Annotated in this window: 11 protein-coding genes and 3 rRNA genes; 12 read left to right on the top strand and 2 right to left on the bottom strand. The window is 62.0% G+C overall.

Translation table 11 applies throughout. The features are described 5' to 3' along the window. Nucleotides 1–124: 124 nt before the first annotated feature. From OG716_RS25615 to OG716_RS25570, 10 genes are all read left to right on the top strand, one after another. Nucleotides 125–556 carry a DUF2550 domain-containing protein gene (locus tag OG716_RS25615; RefSeq protein WP_297618543.1) on the top strand — a complete coding sequence of 144 codons (432 nt, stop codon included), beginning with the start codon at nt 125–127 and terminating at the stop codon, nt 554–556. A gap of 142 nt (nt 557–698) precedes the next feature. Continuing rightward, nucleotides 699–1292 carry a cob(I)yrinic acid a,c-diamide adenosyltransferase gene (locus OG716_RS25610; protein WP_405133274.1) on the top strand — a complete coding sequence of 198 codons (594 nt, stop codon included), beginning with the start codon at nt 699–701 and terminating at the stop codon, nt 1290–1292. A gap of 10 nt (nt 1293–1302) precedes the next feature. Next, nucleotides 1303–2562 carry a UDP-N-acetylglucosamine 1-carboxyvinyltransferase gene (gene murA, locus OG716_RS25605; protein ID WP_327144018.1) on the top strand — a complete coding sequence of 420 codons (1260 nt, stop codon included), beginning with the start codon at nt 1303–1305 and terminating at the stop codon, nt 2560–2562. A gap of 509 nt (nt 2563–3071) precedes the next feature. After that, nucleotides 3072–4588 (top strand): 16S ribosomal RNA (locus tag OG716_RS25600). A gap of 330 nt (nt 4589–4918) precedes the next feature. Continuing rightward, nucleotides 4919–8040: ribosomal RNA gene (locus OG716_RS25595) — 23S ribosomal RNA — on the top strand. A gap of 193 nt (nt 8041–8233) precedes the next feature. Further along, nucleotides 8234–8350: ribosomal RNA gene (gene rrf, locus OG716_RS25590) — 5S ribosomal RNA — on the top strand. The 16S, 23S and 5S rRNA genes sit together here, the layout of an rRNA operon. A gap of 220 nt (nt 8351–8570) precedes the next feature. Beyond that, complete coding sequence (locus OG716_RS25585) at nt 8571–9305, top strand: rhomboid-like protein (protein WP_405133273.1); 735 nt, start codon at nt 8571–8573, stop codon at nt 9303–9305. Nucleotides 9306–9427: 122 nt separating this feature from the next. Beyond that, a complete protein-coding gene (locus OG716_RS25580; protein WP_405133272.1) occupies nt 9428–10156 on the top strand; it encodes a rhomboid-like protein in 729 nt (242 codons plus the stop codon). Nucleotides 10157–10182: 26 nt separating this feature from the next. Further along, complete coding sequence (nucS, locus tag OG716_RS25575; protein WP_405133271.1) at nt 10183–10863, top strand: endonuclease NucS; 681 nt, start codon at nt 10183–10185, stop codon at nt 10861–10863. 9 nt (nt 10864–10872) lie between these two features. Beyond that, nucleotides 10873–11181 (top strand): ATP/GTP-binding protein, encoded by a 309-nt coding sequence (locus tag OG716_RS25570; RefSeq protein WP_355131394.1) that lies wholly within the window; start codon nt 10873–10875, stop codon nt 11179–11181. Nucleotides 11182–11318: 137 nt separating this feature from the next. Here OG716_RS25570 and OG716_RS25565 read toward each other — a convergent pair whose 3' ends face one another. Next, nucleotides 11319–12290: a hypothetical protein gene (locus OG716_RS25565; protein WP_355131396.1), complete on the bottom strand. Its 972-nt coding sequence runs from the start codon at nt 12288–12290 to the stop codon at nt 11319–11321. An 86-nt stretch (nt 12291–12376) separates the two neighbouring features. Further along, nucleotides 12377–12847, bottom strand: a complete 471-nt coding sequence (gene mce, locus OG716_RS25560) for a methylmalonyl-CoA epimerase (RefSeq protein WP_405133270.1) — start codon at nt 12845–12847, stop codon at nt 12377–12379. Between the two features lie 113 nt (nt 12848–12960). On the opposite strand from mce, the gene OG716_RS25555 reads away from it, so the two are divergent. Both OG716_RS25555 and OG716_RS25550 read left to right on the top strand, forming a co-directional pair. After that, nucleotides 12961–14142 carry an acetyl-CoA C-acetyltransferase gene (locus tag OG716_RS25555; protein WP_405133269.1) on the top strand — a complete coding sequence of 394 codons (1182 nt, stop codon included), beginning with the start codon at nt 12961–12963 and terminating at the stop codon, nt 14140–14142. A 237-nt stretch (nt 14143–14379) separates the two neighbouring features. Continuing rightward, on the top strand, nt 14380–14739 hold the full coding sequence (locus tag OG716_RS25550; RefSeq protein ID WP_327144026.1) for a DUF3817 domain-containing protein: 360 nt from the start codon (nt 14380–14382) through the stop codon (nt 14737–14739). Nucleotides 14740–14745: the final 6 nt, after the last annotated feature.

The raw sequence follows: 14745 nt of genomic DNA, 5'->3' as shown, positions 1-14745 counted from the left end.
GTCACATTAGGTGGATGGCCGGACCCCGCGTTCTCGCGGTCGCTAGTATCGACCGAACACGGGGTCCGGCCGCTGGCCGATTCGTGAAAGACACCCGAGGCTGATGTGAAGGGATGGAGCAGCATTGCGAACCGGAATGGTGGTGCTGATCATTCTGGTGCTGTTGCTTGTCGGTTTGGCTCTGGCCTCGACATATCGCCTCGTCATGCTGCGCCGCGGTGGTACCGCGGCACTGTTGCGCACGCTGCCGGTGCGCGGGCACGGCGCGGGCTGGCGGCACGGCCTGATCCGCTACGGCGAGGACAACCTCGTCTTCTACAAACTCTCCAGCCTCAAGCTGGGTCCGGACTGCACGATCAGCCGTCTCGGCATAGAGGTGGCCAGCGGTCGCCGTGCGCCCGAGGGCGATGAGTTCGACATCATGAACGACGAGGCCATCATCAATGTCTCCGACGGCGAGGGCAGCTATGAGCTGGCGCTCGACCGCGGCGCCCTGGCCGCCTTCCTCTCCTGGGTGGAATCGCGCCCGTCGGAGCGCATCCGCCGCCGGCGGTGATTTTGCTCGCGCGACTACTGATTTCGTACGGTCGGGGTAACTCGTCGGGTTCGGGCGAACCCAGCCACCGTGCGGCTGTTAGTCCGCAGCGGTACTAGCGTGGCGCCTGAGCGGACGGCAAAAGGTGCGGAGAGGCGGAACAGTGAGCGTTCATTTGACGAGGATTTATACCCGCACCGGCGATGACGGGACTACGGGGCTCAGCGATTTTTCGCGGGTGTCGAAGACCGATCCGCGACTGATCGCGTACGCCGACTGTGACGAGGCCAATGCGGCGCTCGGTGTCGCGATCGCGCTCGGTGCGCCCGATGAGCGCATCCTGCGCGTGCTGCGCGCCATCCAGAACGACCTCTTCGACGCGGGCGCGGATCTGTCGACCCCCGTTGTCGCGGAACCGAAGTACGCGCCGCTGCGGATCACGCAGTCGTATATCGATCGCCTGGAGAAGTGGTGCGATGAGTTCAATGAGCCTCTGGCGCCGTTGAATTCGTTCATTCTGCCGGGCGGCACACCGCTCGCCGCGCTCTTGCACACGGCGCGCACCGTGGCGCGACGCGCCGAGCGTTCGGCGTGGGCCGCCGTCGACGCGCATCCCGAGGACACCAGCGCGCTGCCGGCGAAATACCTGAACCGACTCTCCGACCTGCTGTTCATCCTCGGCCGGGTCGCCAACCCCGACGGCGACATCCTTTGGCGCCCGGGCGGAGAGGCCACGAGCGAGGGTGCGGACCACTAGGCTGACCCCCGTGAGTGAACGGTTTCTGGTGACCGGGGGCAGCAGGCTCGTCGGTGAGGTCGCGGTAGGCGGCGCGAAGAACAGCGTCCTCAAGCTGATGGCCGCCGCGCTGCTGGCCGAGGGTACGACCACCATCACCAACTGCCCGGACATCCTGGATGTGCCGTTGATGGCGGAGGTGCTGCGGGGTCTCGGCTGCGATGTCACGGTGGACACCGGGACGGTGACGATCGTGACGCCGGCGGAACCCAAGTACCACGCGGACTTTCCGGCGGTCACCCAGTTCCGCGCCTCGGTGTGCGTGCTCGGTCCGCTGATGGCGCGCTGCAAGCGCGCGGTGGTGGCGCTGCCCGGCGGCGATGCCATTGGTTCGCGGCCGCTCGATATGCATCAGCAGGGACTACGGCTGCTCGGCGCGACCAGCGAGATCGAGCACGGCTGCCTGGTGGCCCGCGCCGATCAGCTGCAGGGCGCGCGGATTCGGCTGGACTTCCCGTCGGTGGGCGCGACCGAGAACATCCTGATGGCTGCCGTGCTCGCCGAGGGTGAGACGGTCATCGACAATGCCGCGCGGGAACCGGAGATCGTCGATCTCTGCACCATGCTGGCGCGCATGGGCGCGATCATCTCCGGTGCGGGCACCTCGGTGCTGACCATCGACGGCGTGGACAAGCTCTCGCCCACCACGCATCGCGTGATCGGTGATCGCATCGTCGCCGCCACCTGGGGTATCGCCGCCGCCATGACCCAGGGTGATGTGCGGGTCACGGGTATCAACCCCAAACACCTTTCGCTGGTGCTGGACAAGCTGCGCTCCGCCGGCGCGCGAATCTCGTTCGAACCGGACGGTTTCCGCGTCGTGCAGTCGGAGAGACCGCGTGCGGTGAACTTCTCGACGCTGCCGTTCCCGGGTTTCCCGACCGACCTGCAGCCCATGGCCATCGGCCTGGCCGCGATCGCGGACGGCACCTCGATGATCACCGAGAACATCTTCGAAGCGCGCTTCCGCTTTGTGGAAGAGATGATCCGCCTGGGTTCCGATGCCCGCACCGACGGGCATCACGCTGTGGTGCGCGGCATTCCGCGACTGTCGAGTGCGCCGGTCTGGTCCTCGGACATCCGCGCCGGCGCCGGTCTGGTGCTCGCGGGTCTGGTCGCGGACGGGGTGACGGAAGTACACGATGTCTTCCACATCGACCGGGGTTACCCGGAATTCGTGGAAAACCTGCGCTCGCTCGGAGCCGAGATCGAGCGCGTCGGCTCCGATTGACGGTTCACGATGATGGTTGACGGGGGTGAGTCCGCAGCCAACACAGGGTGAACTCGAGCCGGCATTCACGAAAAACGCTCCTGAACAGGCGATTTGACATGCGAATGACCAACACGTAACTTTATTCGAGTCAGAGCGACACGGACACCGACCCGGGCCGAAAGGTCAGGGACACGAGGTTGGACGGTGAGCGCCTGATGCTCACACGGTTCTCCTGATCAGCGGATTTGGTTCTGCTGTGATGGGCGGGCTAAGCTTTGAAAGCAGCCACAGAGATCAATCGGGACAAAGAGCCCGAGAGATTCTGCGTGCGTGTGTTCTTTGAGAACTCAATAGTGTGTCGATGAATGTCAGTGCCAATTATTTAATTGGTTCCGGCTTCTCATACCCCCCGGTTGAGAGGTCGGACATTTAGTCAGCAAATACTTTTTGCTGGCGTTTTGTTTTGCCATGGTTTTCGGACTCTGGTTAATTCTTCTGATTGACCCTTCGGGGTTGGTTGAGAGTCTTCAACGGAGAGTTTGATCCTGGCTCAGGACGAACGCTAGCGGCGTGCTTAACACATGCAAGTCGAGCGGTAAGGCCCTTCGGGGTACACGAGCGGCGAACGGGTGAGTAACACGTGGGTGATCTGCCTCGCACTCTGGGATAAGCCTGGGAAACTGGGTCTAATACCGGATATGACTTTCGGATGCATGTTCGAGGGTGGAAAGATTTATCGGTGCGAGATGGGCCCGCGGCCTATCAGCTTGTTGGTGGGGTAACGGCCCACCAAGGCGACGACGGGTAGCCGACCTGAGAGGGTGACCGGCCACACTGGGACTGAGACACGGCCCAGACTCCTACGGGAGGCAGCAGTGGGGAATATTGCACAATGGGCGAAAGCCTGATGCAGCGACGCCGCGTGGGGGATGACGGCCTTCGGGTTGTAAACCCCTTTTGACAGGGACGAAGCGCAAGTGACGGTACCTGTAGAAGAAGCACCGGCCAACTACGTGCCAGCAGCCGCGGTAATACGTAGGGTGCGAGCGTTGTCCGGAATTACTGGGCGTAAAGAGCTTGTAGGCGGTCTGTCACGTCTTCTGTGAAAACTTGGGGCTCAACCTTAAGCTTGCAGGGGATACGGGCAGACTAGAGTACTTCAGGGGAGACTGGAATTCCTGGTGTAGCGGTGAAATGCGCAGATATCAGGAGGAACACCGGTGGCGAAGGCGGGTCTCTGGGAAGTAACTGACGCTGAGAAGCGAAAGCATGGGTAGCAAACAGGATTAGATACCCTGGTAGTCCATGCCGTAAACGGTGGGTACTAGGTGTGGGTTTCCTTCCACGGGATCCGTGCCGTAGCTAACGCATTAAGTACCCCGCCTGGGGAGTACGGCCGCAAGGCTAAAACTCAAAGGAATTGACGGGGGCCCGCACAAGCGGCGGAGCATGTGGATTAATTCGATGCAACGCGAAGAACCTTACCTGGGTTTGACATACACCGGAAAGCTGTAGAGATATGGCCCCCCTTGTGGTCGGTGTACAGGTGGTGCATGGCTGTCGTCAGCTCGTGTCGTGAGATGTTGGGTTAAGTCCCGCAACGAGCGCAACCCTTATCTTATGTTGCCAGCGCGTAATGGCGGGGACTCGTGAGAGACTGCCGGGGTCAACTCGGAGGAAGGTGGGGACGACGTCAAGTCATCATGCCCCTTATGTCCAGGGCTTCACACATGCTACAATGGCCGGTACAGAGGGCTGCGATACCGCGAGGTGGAGCGAATCCCTTAAAGCCGGTCTCAGTTCGGATCGGGGTCTGCAACTCGACCCCGTGAAGTTGGAGTCGCTAGTAATCGCAGATCAGCAACGCTGCGGTGAATACGTTCCCGGGCCTTGTACACACCGCCCGTCACGTCATGAAAGTCGGTAACACCCGAAGCCGGTGGCCTAACCCTTGTGGAGGGAGCCGTCGAAGGTGGGATTGGCGATTGGGACGAAGTCGTAACAAGGTAGCCGTACCGGAAGGTGCGGCTGGATCACCTCCTTTCTAAGGAGCACATCTCCACGGTCGGTCCGAATAGTCGGATTCGATAGTGGCAGAGACCGTTTCGGACTCACATGTAGTCCGGCGGACGCTCATGGGTGGAACACTGACTTCCTCTTCTCTACAGTGCTGGCCCTCAGTGGCTGGTCAGAGAAGATATATCGGCACACTGTTGGGTCCTGAAAGAATAGACGCGAGTCTTTCTTTCCAGGCAAGATAACGATCCGCTCGGATCTCCTCGATATCTCAGGGTTTTTACTCTGCTGATCCAGGGACCGGTTCCGATGCGGGTGTGTTGTTTGAGAACTGCACAGTGGACGCGAGCATCTTTGTTAGTAAGTGTGTAAGAGCGTACGGTGGATGCCTTGGCACCAGGAGCCGATGAAGGACGTAGGAGGCTGCGATAAGCCTCGGGGAGCTGTCAACCGAGCTGAGATCCGAGGATGTCCGAATGGGGAAACCCAGCACGAGTGATGTCGTGTTACCCGCGCCTGAATATATAGGGCGTGTGGAGGGAACGTGGGGAAGTGAAACATCTCAGTACCCACAGGAAGAGAAAACAACAGTGATTCCGTGAGTAGTGGCGAGCGAAAGCGGAAGAGGCTAAACCAGGAGCGTGTGATAGCCGGCAGGCGTTGCGTTCTTGGGGTTGTGGGATCTCTCTTCTCAGGTCTGCCGATCTGAGCACAAGTCAGAAACCGTTGTGTTAGCTGAATTGGTCTGGGACGGCCAACCATAGACGGTGAGAGTCCGGTAAGCGAAAACTCAACGGCTTGTGTGAGAGACACCCGAGTAGCAGCGGGCCCGTGAAATCTGCTGTGAATCTGTCGGGACCACCCGATAAGCCTGAATACTACCTGGTGACCGATAGCGGACTAGTACCGTGAGGGAAAGGTGAAAAGTACCCCGGGAGGGGAGTGAAATAGTACCTGAAACCGTGCGCTTACAATCCGTCAGAGCCTTCGCACTTCGGTGTTGTGGGGTGATGGCGTGCCTTTTGAAGAATGAGCCTGCGAGTCATCGGTGTGTGGCGAGGTTAACCCGTGTGGGGTAGCCGTAGCGAAAGCGAGTCCGAATAGGGCGCCCTGTAGTCGCACACTATGGACCCGAAGCGGAGTGATCTACCCATGGCCAGGGTGAAGCGACGGTAAGACGTCGTGGAGGCCCGAACCCACTTAGGTTGAAAACTGAGGGGATGAGTTGTGGGTAGGGGTGAAAGGCCAATCAAACTCCGTGATAGCTGGTTCTCCCCGAAATGCATTTAGGTGCAGCGTCACGTGTTTCACACCGGAGGTAGAGCTACTGGATGGCCTAGGGGGCCCACAAGCTTACCGAAGTCAGCCAAACTCCGAATGCCGGTGTGTGAGAGCGTGGCAGTGAGACTGCGGGGGATAAGCTTCGTAGTCGAGAGGGAAACAGCCCAGATCGCCGGCTAAGGCCCCTAAGCGTGTACTAAGTGGAAAAGGATGTGGGGTCGCGAAGACAACCAGGAGGTTGGCTTAGAAGCAGCCACCCTTGAAAGAGTGCGTAATAGCTCACTGGTCAAGTGATCCTGCGCCGACAATGTAGCGGGGCTCAAGTACACCGCCGAAGCCGCGGCATTCACACATTATCCCGCCTTCGGGCCAGGAGTGTGGATGGGTAGGGGAGCGTCCTGTAGCCAGGGAAGCGGCGGAGTGATCCAGTCGTGGAGGCTATGGGAGTGAGAATGCAGGCATGAGTAGCGAAAGACGAGTGAGAAACTCGTCCGCCGAATGACCAAGGGTTCCTGGGCCAGGTTAATCCGCCCAGGGTGAGTCGGGACCTAAGGCGAGGCCGACAGGCGTAGTCGATGGACAACGGGTTGATATTCCCGTACCCGTGTATCCGCGCCCAATGGCGAATCTAGTGTGCTAACTGTCCAAAAGTTTCCTTATCGAGCCTTCGGGCGAGAGGGGGAACGGCTGCACAGGACCCTGCTGGTAGTAGTCAAGCGATGGGGTGACGCAGGAAGGTAGCTGGGCCCGGTAATGGTTGTCCGGGTGTAAGCCTGTAGGGCGTTGTGTAGGCAAATCCGCACAACATGTAGCCTGAGAGGTGATGCGTAGCCGATTGAGGCGAATTCAGTGATCCTATGCTGCCGAGAAAAGCCTCTAGCGAGCTGGTACATGGCCCGTACCCCAAACCGACACAGGTGGTCAGGTAGAGAATACTAAGGCGATCGAGATAACTGTGGTTAAGGAACTCGGCAAAATACCTCCGTAACTTCGGGAGAAGGAGGGCCTTGTCTGGTGAACGGACTTGCTCCGGGAGCTGGGTGAGGTCGCAGAGACCAGTGAGAAGCGACTGTTTACTAAAAACACAGGTCCGTGCGAAGTCGTAAGACGATGTATACGGACTGACGCCTGCCCGGTGCCGGAAGGTTAAGAGGACCGGTTAGCCCTTTGGGGCGAAGCTGAGAATTTAAGCCCCGGTAAACGGCGGTGGTAACTATAACCATCCTAAGGTAGCGAAATTCCTTGTCGGGTAAGTTCCGACCTGCACGAATGGCGTAACGACTTCTCAGCTGTCTCAACCACAGACTCGGCGAAATTGCATTACGAGTAAAGATGCTCGTTACGCGCGGCAGGACGAAAAGACCCCGGGACCTTCACTATAGCTTGGTATTGGTGTTCGGTACGGTTTGTGTAGGATAGGTGGGAGACTGTGAAGCGGGCACGCCAGTGTTCGTGGAGTCATCGTTGAAATACCACTCTGATCGTATTGGACTTCTAACCTCGGACCATGATCTGGTTCAGGGACAGTGCCTGGTGGGTAGTTTAACTGGGGCGGTTGCCTCCCAAAATGTAACGGAGGCGCCCAAAGGTTCCCTCAGCCTGGTTGGCAATCAGGTGTCGAGTGCAAGTGCACAAGGGAGCTTGACTGTGAGACCGACAGGTCGAGCAGGGACGAAAGTCGGGACTAGTGATCCGGCACCGGCAAGTGGAAGCGGTGTCGCTCAACGGATAAAAGGTACCCCGGGGATAACAGGCTGATCTTCCCCAAGAGTCCATATCGACGGGATGGTTTGGCACCTCGATGTCGGCTCGTCGCATCCTGGGGCTGGAGTAGGTCCCAAGGGTTGGGCTGTTCGCCCATTAAAGCGGCACGCGAGCTGGGTTTAGAACGTCGTGAGACAGTTCGGTCTCTATCCGCCGCGCGCGTCAGAAACTTGAGGAAGGCTGTCCCTAGTACGAGAGGACCGGGACGGACGAACCTCTGGTGTGCCAGTTGTCCTGCCAAGGGCACGGCTGGTTTGCTACGTTCGGAAGGGATAACCGCTGAAAGCATCTAAGCGGGAAGCCTGTTCCAAGATGAGGTTTCTCACCCCTTTAAGGGGTTAAGGCCCCCAACAGACCATTGGGTTGATAGGCAGGAACTGGAAGCCCGGTAACGGGTGCAGGTGACCTGTACTAATAGGCCGAGGACTTACCAACAAAGAAGCTACGCGTCCACTGTGCGGTATCTGAAACAACACACAATTCTGTGTGACGGTGTTTCAGGGGGTCGAATCCCTGAACCCCCGGAGGCGGATATCCGAGGTTTTTGCCTCGATCACTCTTATGGGTGTTCGAGGGCAAGGCCCTCGAATCCTCTTCTGGCACATGGAATGTGACAGTTTCATAGAGTTACGGCGGCTATAGCGGTGGGGAAACGCCCGGTCCCATTCCGAACCCGGAAGCTAAGGCCACCTGCGCCGATGGTACTGCACTCGACAGGGTGTGGGAGAGTAGGACACCGCCGGAACATCATTCGAGAAGACCCCCAGCCACTGGCTGGGGGTCTTTTTCGTTGCACCCCTGCAGCATTCGCTGCGGGGGTTTTGTCGTATCCGCCTGTTTGGGCTGCCTGTTTCGGGGCATTCGGCGTTTATCCGGTCCCGTTCACAGAATCTTCTCGAGCAACTGCTAGGCAGCGCAGAGTGGTTCCGTGGATCATGGAGTGGAGTCGTAAGGAAGGTAGACGCATGGTGGTGATGTCCGCTCCGGACGCTGAGCTGTCGCTCGATTCGGTCGAGCTGCCGCGTTCGCGCTGGCGTCGCCTGTTCCTGCCGGTGACTTACAGTTATGCGGCCGTACTGGTTTCGGTGACGATCATGCTCTCCGTACTCAGTGAGGCGACGCAGAACCGGGTTGTGCTGCATGCCAGTACGAATCTGCACAATCTGTGGCGCGGCCGGTTCGGGACGCTGCTGTCCAGTGCGCTGGTGATCGGCGACGGCTGGAATGCCGCGGTGGTCATCATCCCGCTACTGGTCTGTCTGCTCGTGCTCGCCGAGAAGCGTTTCGGCGCGGTCCGGCTGCTGTGGATCTTCTTCGCCGGCCATATCGGTGCGACGCTGCTGGTGGCCGCCGGGCTGTGGGTGGCGGTCTCGGCGAACTGGCTGCCCTTCGATATCACGCAGGTCGCTGATGTCGGTGTCAGTTACGGCGCCATCGCCTTGATCGGATCCTTCATCGCCGTGGTGCCGGCGCGCTGGGTGCCCACGTGGGCGATCGTCTGGCTGATGGTCGCGGTGACCGGCGTCATCATGGGCCGGACTTTCACGAATGTCGGCCACCTGGTGGCGGTGTCGATCGGTCTGGCGGCCGGATACTGGTTGGTGCGTTCGGGCCGATCCGAGCTGCGCCGCCTGCACGGGTGGGAGGCGGGTTTGCTCGTCGCTGCCTCGGTGCTCGGCTATGTCGTGCTTGTCGGTTGATCTCTACTGTTCGCTGCAGCTCACAGCGATTTAACGAAACCAGAACACAGCGCTGGGACCATTAGCCCCGAAGATGGAAGCCGCGGAGCGTAAGCCGTGGTTTCGCAATGAGGGAGATGCTCATGGTCGAGATTTTTATGGCCGGACGGGCATCGGCCGGGTTCACCCCGGTGATCAGTGTTCTGCGTCGGCGCCGCTGGCTGCCGGTGACTGTTGGATATGTCTTTCTGCTTGTTGTCATCACCATGGTGCTGGCCGCGGACAACGAGTCCGATGCGGAGCGGGTGATCGCACAGTCCAGTACCAATCTGCACAATCTGCTGAACGGCCATGTGGGAACGCTGTTCTCCAGCGCCTTCGTCATAGGCGATACGGATTCGGCGTTGACGAGCGTCCCGCTGTTCGCCTGCCTGCTGGCACTGGTGGAATTGCGCCTGGGCGCACTGCATACCGTGCGCATCTTCCTGACCGGCCATATCGGCGCGACTTTGGTGGTGGCCGTTGGTCTTTGGGTCACGGTGGCACAGCACTGGCTGCCGGCGAGCGTCGATTTCGCGGAGGATGTCGGCATCAGCTACGGCGCCATGGCGCTGTTCGGCTCGCTGGTCGCGCTTGTCCCGGAGAAGTTCCAGGTCGTGTGGGCCACGGTGTGGCTGGCGATCGCGGTGGAAGGAGTGGTCGGTGGCGAGACCTTCACGAATGTGGGCCATCTGGTGTCGTACTGCATCGGTCTGGCGATCGGTGTGGTGATGATCAATCGCGGTGTGTCGATGCGGCACCGGCCGACGGCGCTGGACCTGGTCCTGCTGTCCTGCGCGGGTTTGCTTGCGGGCACCTTCATGTCGGCGTGACCCGGGCCGTCCCCTAGAGTGCTTGGGTGCGCCTTGTGATTGCTCGATGCCAGGTCGATTACGTTGGCCGTCTGACCGCCCACCTCCCCATGGCTCGCCGCCTGCTCCTGATGAAGGCGGACGGCTCGGTGCTCGTGCACTCCGACGGCGGTTCCTACAAACCGCTGAACTGGATGAGCCCGCCCTGCTGGATGGCGGAGCGCGTCTCGGAAACGGATGCGGCGCAGCAGCTTTGGGTGGTGACCAATAAGGCCGGCGAAGAGCTGCGCATCACCGTCGAGGATATCGAGCTCGATTCCAAGCATGACCTCGGCGTGGATCCGGGCCTCATCAAAGACGGCGTCGAAGCGCATCTGCAGGAGTTGCTGGCCGAGCACATCCACACCCTCGGCGCCGGATACTCGCTCATCCGCCGCGAGTACATGACCGCGATCGGCCCGGTGGACATCCTCTGCCGCGATGCCGACGGTTCGACGGTCGCGGTGGAGATCAAGCGCCGCGGTGATATCGACGGCGTCGAGCAGTTGACCCGGTATCTGGAACTGCTGAACCGCGATCCGCTGCTCGCCCCGGTCGCCGGCGTCTTCGCGGCCCAGCAGATCAAGCCGCAGGCCAAGACACTCGCCAACGACCGTGGGATCCGGTGTCTGACACTGGACTACAACGCGCTACGCGGCACCGAGAGCGACGAATTCCGGCTGTTCTAGGGTTGAAGCATGCCCCGCCGGAAACCCCGCCCCAAGGATTCCCAGGCGCGGTCCCACGGGGACCGGCGTCCGCTGGGTGATGTCTTCGGCCGCACCGAGGACGGTCCCGCCGGCGACGAAACCTATGTGGTCCGCACCATCCCCGGCAATCGGGCCACCAAGACCTACCGCTGCCCGGGCTGCGACCACGAAATCCCGCCCGGCGTAGCCCATATCGTCGCGTGGCCCGCCTACGGCGGCGAGGACGACCGCCGGCACTGGCACACCGGCTGCTGGAAGGGCCGCCACACCCGGGGCATCACCCGCCGCTGGTCCTGACGGCCGGAGAGCGGTCCGGACCCGGATTCGGTACGTGGACAACGTTTCCGGCGGTGTGCGGGCCGATGAGGGCATTAGGAAGGCCGCCCCCAGTCGGGAGCGGCCTTCGGGTTTACGGGTGTCGCCCGGTATGGGTATTAGCCGGAGATGTCGGCGTTCTCGCGCTCTTCGTCGACGACGTCGTCTTCACGGGAGTCGGAGATGGCCTTGCGGCTGCCCTTGTTCAGCGAGCGCTGCTCGGGGGCGCCGTCGAGGAGTTCGCTTTCGCGGTTGACGGCGGCGAGCATGGCCGGGACGGAGTCGAGCTGGCCGCGAATACCGAGCAGCTGCGCGAGGACACGACCACGCAGGACGCGCATCTCCTCGGCAAGTTCCTTGGCGTGCGCGATCTTCCGATCGGCGGTGTTGGTCGCCGAGGAGATGAGGCGGTTGGCCTCGTCCGTGGCGTCCTTGATGCGCTGGGCGGCCTCGGCGCGCGAGGTGGCCTCCAGCTCCTCCATGGCGCGGGTGAGCTTGGTGCGGCGCTCGGCCATGGTGACCTCGAAGTCCTGCTGCGCGGCCTTGCGCTTGGCCTCGGACTCCTTGGTGAGGCGATCGGCTTCGGCGTTGGCGGCCTCGACGATCTTGTTGGCTTCGGAGCGGGCGTTGGCGAGGGTCTGCTCGAACTCGATCTCGAGCGCCTCGCGCTTCTCCTTGGTCTCGGAGAGGAGCGATTCGTACTTACCGCGCATCTCGGTCGCCTGCTGCTCGGCGATGGAGATCATCTCGGCGGCCTCGGCCTGGGCCTGCGCGCGCACCTCGGAGGCCTCGTCGGAAGCCAGGCGCAGCATGCGAGAGATACGGTCCGACATGCCTTCCGCGGTGGTCGGCGGCACCGAGAGGCGGTCGACCTCCTTACGGAGCTCGTCGATCTCGTCGCGGGCGTCCTCCAGCTGGGCCGCCAGGTTGCGGGCCTGAGCGGCGGCGGCATCGCGGTCGGTTGCGGTGACCCTTAGCTCGGCGTCGAAACGGTCGAAGTAGTTACGCACCTCGTCACGGTCATAGCCCTTCCGCACGACGGTAAAGGGCAGTGCAACGAAGCGATTACGATCGGGCTCAGTGGACGACATGGCACACAAACTACAGCCTGTCGACCACTGATGGTGACCCGACCGCGAATGTTGTTACAGCGTCTTTAGGGTCGCTGATCTCGGTACTAGTGGGTAGTTTTCGCTGCCGGTTCGACGAGTTCGACCAGCACACCGCCAGCATCCTTCGGGTGGATGAAGTTGATGCGGGAATCGGCTGTGCCAGGGCGCGGAGTCTCGTACAGCAAACGCAAGCCCCGTGAACGCAGATACGTGGAGACAGCCTCGATATCGGTGACTCGGTAGGCGAGCTGCTGCAGGCCAGGACCGTTTCGGTCGATGAACTTGGCGATGGTGGAGTCCTCGTTGAGCGGTGCCAGCAACTGCAGGGCAACGGATCCTGCCGGTGCGGCCGCGTAGGACAGCATCGCCTCGTGCACACCCTGGGCGGCATTGATCTCGCGATGTGTCTCCACCATCCCGAGATTGTCCCGATACCAGGCGACAGCCGTATCGAGATCCGGCACCGCGATGCCGACGTGATCGACGGCGGTGACGTATTCGGCGGGGAGGAATTCGGTGTTCTCGGTGCTACTCACACCTCGAACGGTAGCGCGCACCTGGGGAAGGCCGCCCGGGTCGGTCGGGTTACCTTTGAGTAGGGCTCCGATGGTTGGCGGAGCCACGACATCCGACGTAAGCGAGGCACATCGTGACCACCACCGTCATCGTCTCCGGCGCGCGCACCCCGATGGGGAAGCTGCTCGGTTCGCTGAAGGACTTCAGCGGCTCCGATCTCGGCGGTATCGCCATCAAGGCCGCCCTGGAGAAGGGTGGGGTCGCCCCTGAGCAGGTCGATTACGTGATCATGGGCCAGGTGCTGACCGCGGGCGCCGGTCAGATCCCGGCCCGGCAGGCCGCCGCGGCCGCCGGAATTCCGATGAATGTCCCGGCGCTGACCGTCAACAAGGTGTGCCTGTCCGGCATCAACGCGATCGCCTTGGCGGATCAGCTGATTCGCGCCGGCGAGTACGAGATCGTGGTGGCCGGCGGCCAGGAATCCATGACCCGCGCGCCGCACATGCTGGAGAAGAGCCGCGAGGGCTTCAAATACGGCGACGTCACCCTGCGCGACCATATGGCCTACGACGGCCTGCACGACGTTTTCACCGATCAGGCCATGGGCCTGCTCACCGAGCAGCAGAACGACACCGAAACCGTCACCCGGGCAGAGCAGGACGCCTTCGCGGCCGCTTCGCATCAGCGTGCCGCCGCCGCGTGGAAGAACGGCCTCTTCGACGACGAGGTGGTGCCGGTCGCCATCCCGCAGCGCAAGGGCGATCCGATCCGGTTCGCCACCGATGAGGGCATTCGCGCCGACACCACCGTGGAATCGCTGAGCACACTGCGCCCCGCCTTCCGCAAGGACGGCACCATCACCGCCGGTTCCGCCTCGCCCATCTCCGACGGTGCGGCCGCGGTGGTCGTGATGAGCAAGGAGAAGGCCGAGTCGCTGGGTCTGTCCTGGATCGCCGAGATCGGCGCCGCCGGTGTGGTCGCCGGCCCGGACTCCACCCTGCAGGACCAGCCCGCCAACGCCATCGCGAAGGCCTGTGCGCGCGAAGGCATTTCGCCGACCGACCTGGACCTCGTCGAAATCAACGAGGCCTTCGCCGCCGTCGGTGTCGCCTCCACCCGCAAGCTCGGCCTGGACCCGGAGAAGGTCAATGTCAATGGCGGCGCCATCGCCATCGGCCACCCCCTCGGCATGTCCGGCGCCCGCATCGTCCTGCACCTGGCCCTGGAACTGAAGCGCCGCGGCGGCGGCATCGGCGCGGCCGCCCTCTGCGGCGGCGGCGGCCAGGGCGACGCCCTGATCATCCGCGTCCCGTAGGCATCCGCCGCCGATCGCGCAGGAGTGTGTGGGGCTTCGCTTCCCCACGCACACCTCGTCGGGAGGTGTCGCCGCACCGCGTCTGTCGCCGGGGCTTCCCCCGCACCCCTTTCGCGGGATCCCTCCGCACCCCTGTGAAATCGGGGGTTTGCGGGGGATGCCCCCGCAAACACCTCCTCGCGCCCGAAGGGCGCATGTGACCAGCTCCACGACGCAGCGTCGTAGTCATCCTGCACAATGGGTGCCGTGGATATCTTCGATCTGAGCACCCTCGCGAAGCGGGTTCGATTCCTCGGCATTCTGGAAGCCTTCACCTGGGTCCTGCTGCTGACCGGTTCGGTCCTGAAGCGCCTGCCGGAGCCGATCACCTGGCCCGTGATGGTTTTCGGCATGCTGCACGGCATCGTGTTCATCCTGTACGCCATTCACTGCCTGCTCGCCTCGCGTGAGTTCGAGTGGGCGGGCAAGACGACCGGTCTGGCACTGCTGTCCGCGGTGGTTCCGTTCTCCAGCTACTTCTTCGAGCGGTGGGCCATCCGCACCGGTCAACTCGGCGAATTGAGTGAGGCTGCGGCACCCGCCGCGGCCCGTTCGTGACAGACT

This window comes from Nocardia sp. NBC_01388 (assembly GCF_045040085.1).
GTDB lineage: Bacteria > Actinomycetota > Actinomycetes > Mycobacteriales > Mycobacteriaceae > Nocardia.
The sequence above is the reverse complement of the archived record's forward strand: the minus strand, read 5'-3'. Positions and strand labels throughout refer to the sequence as shown.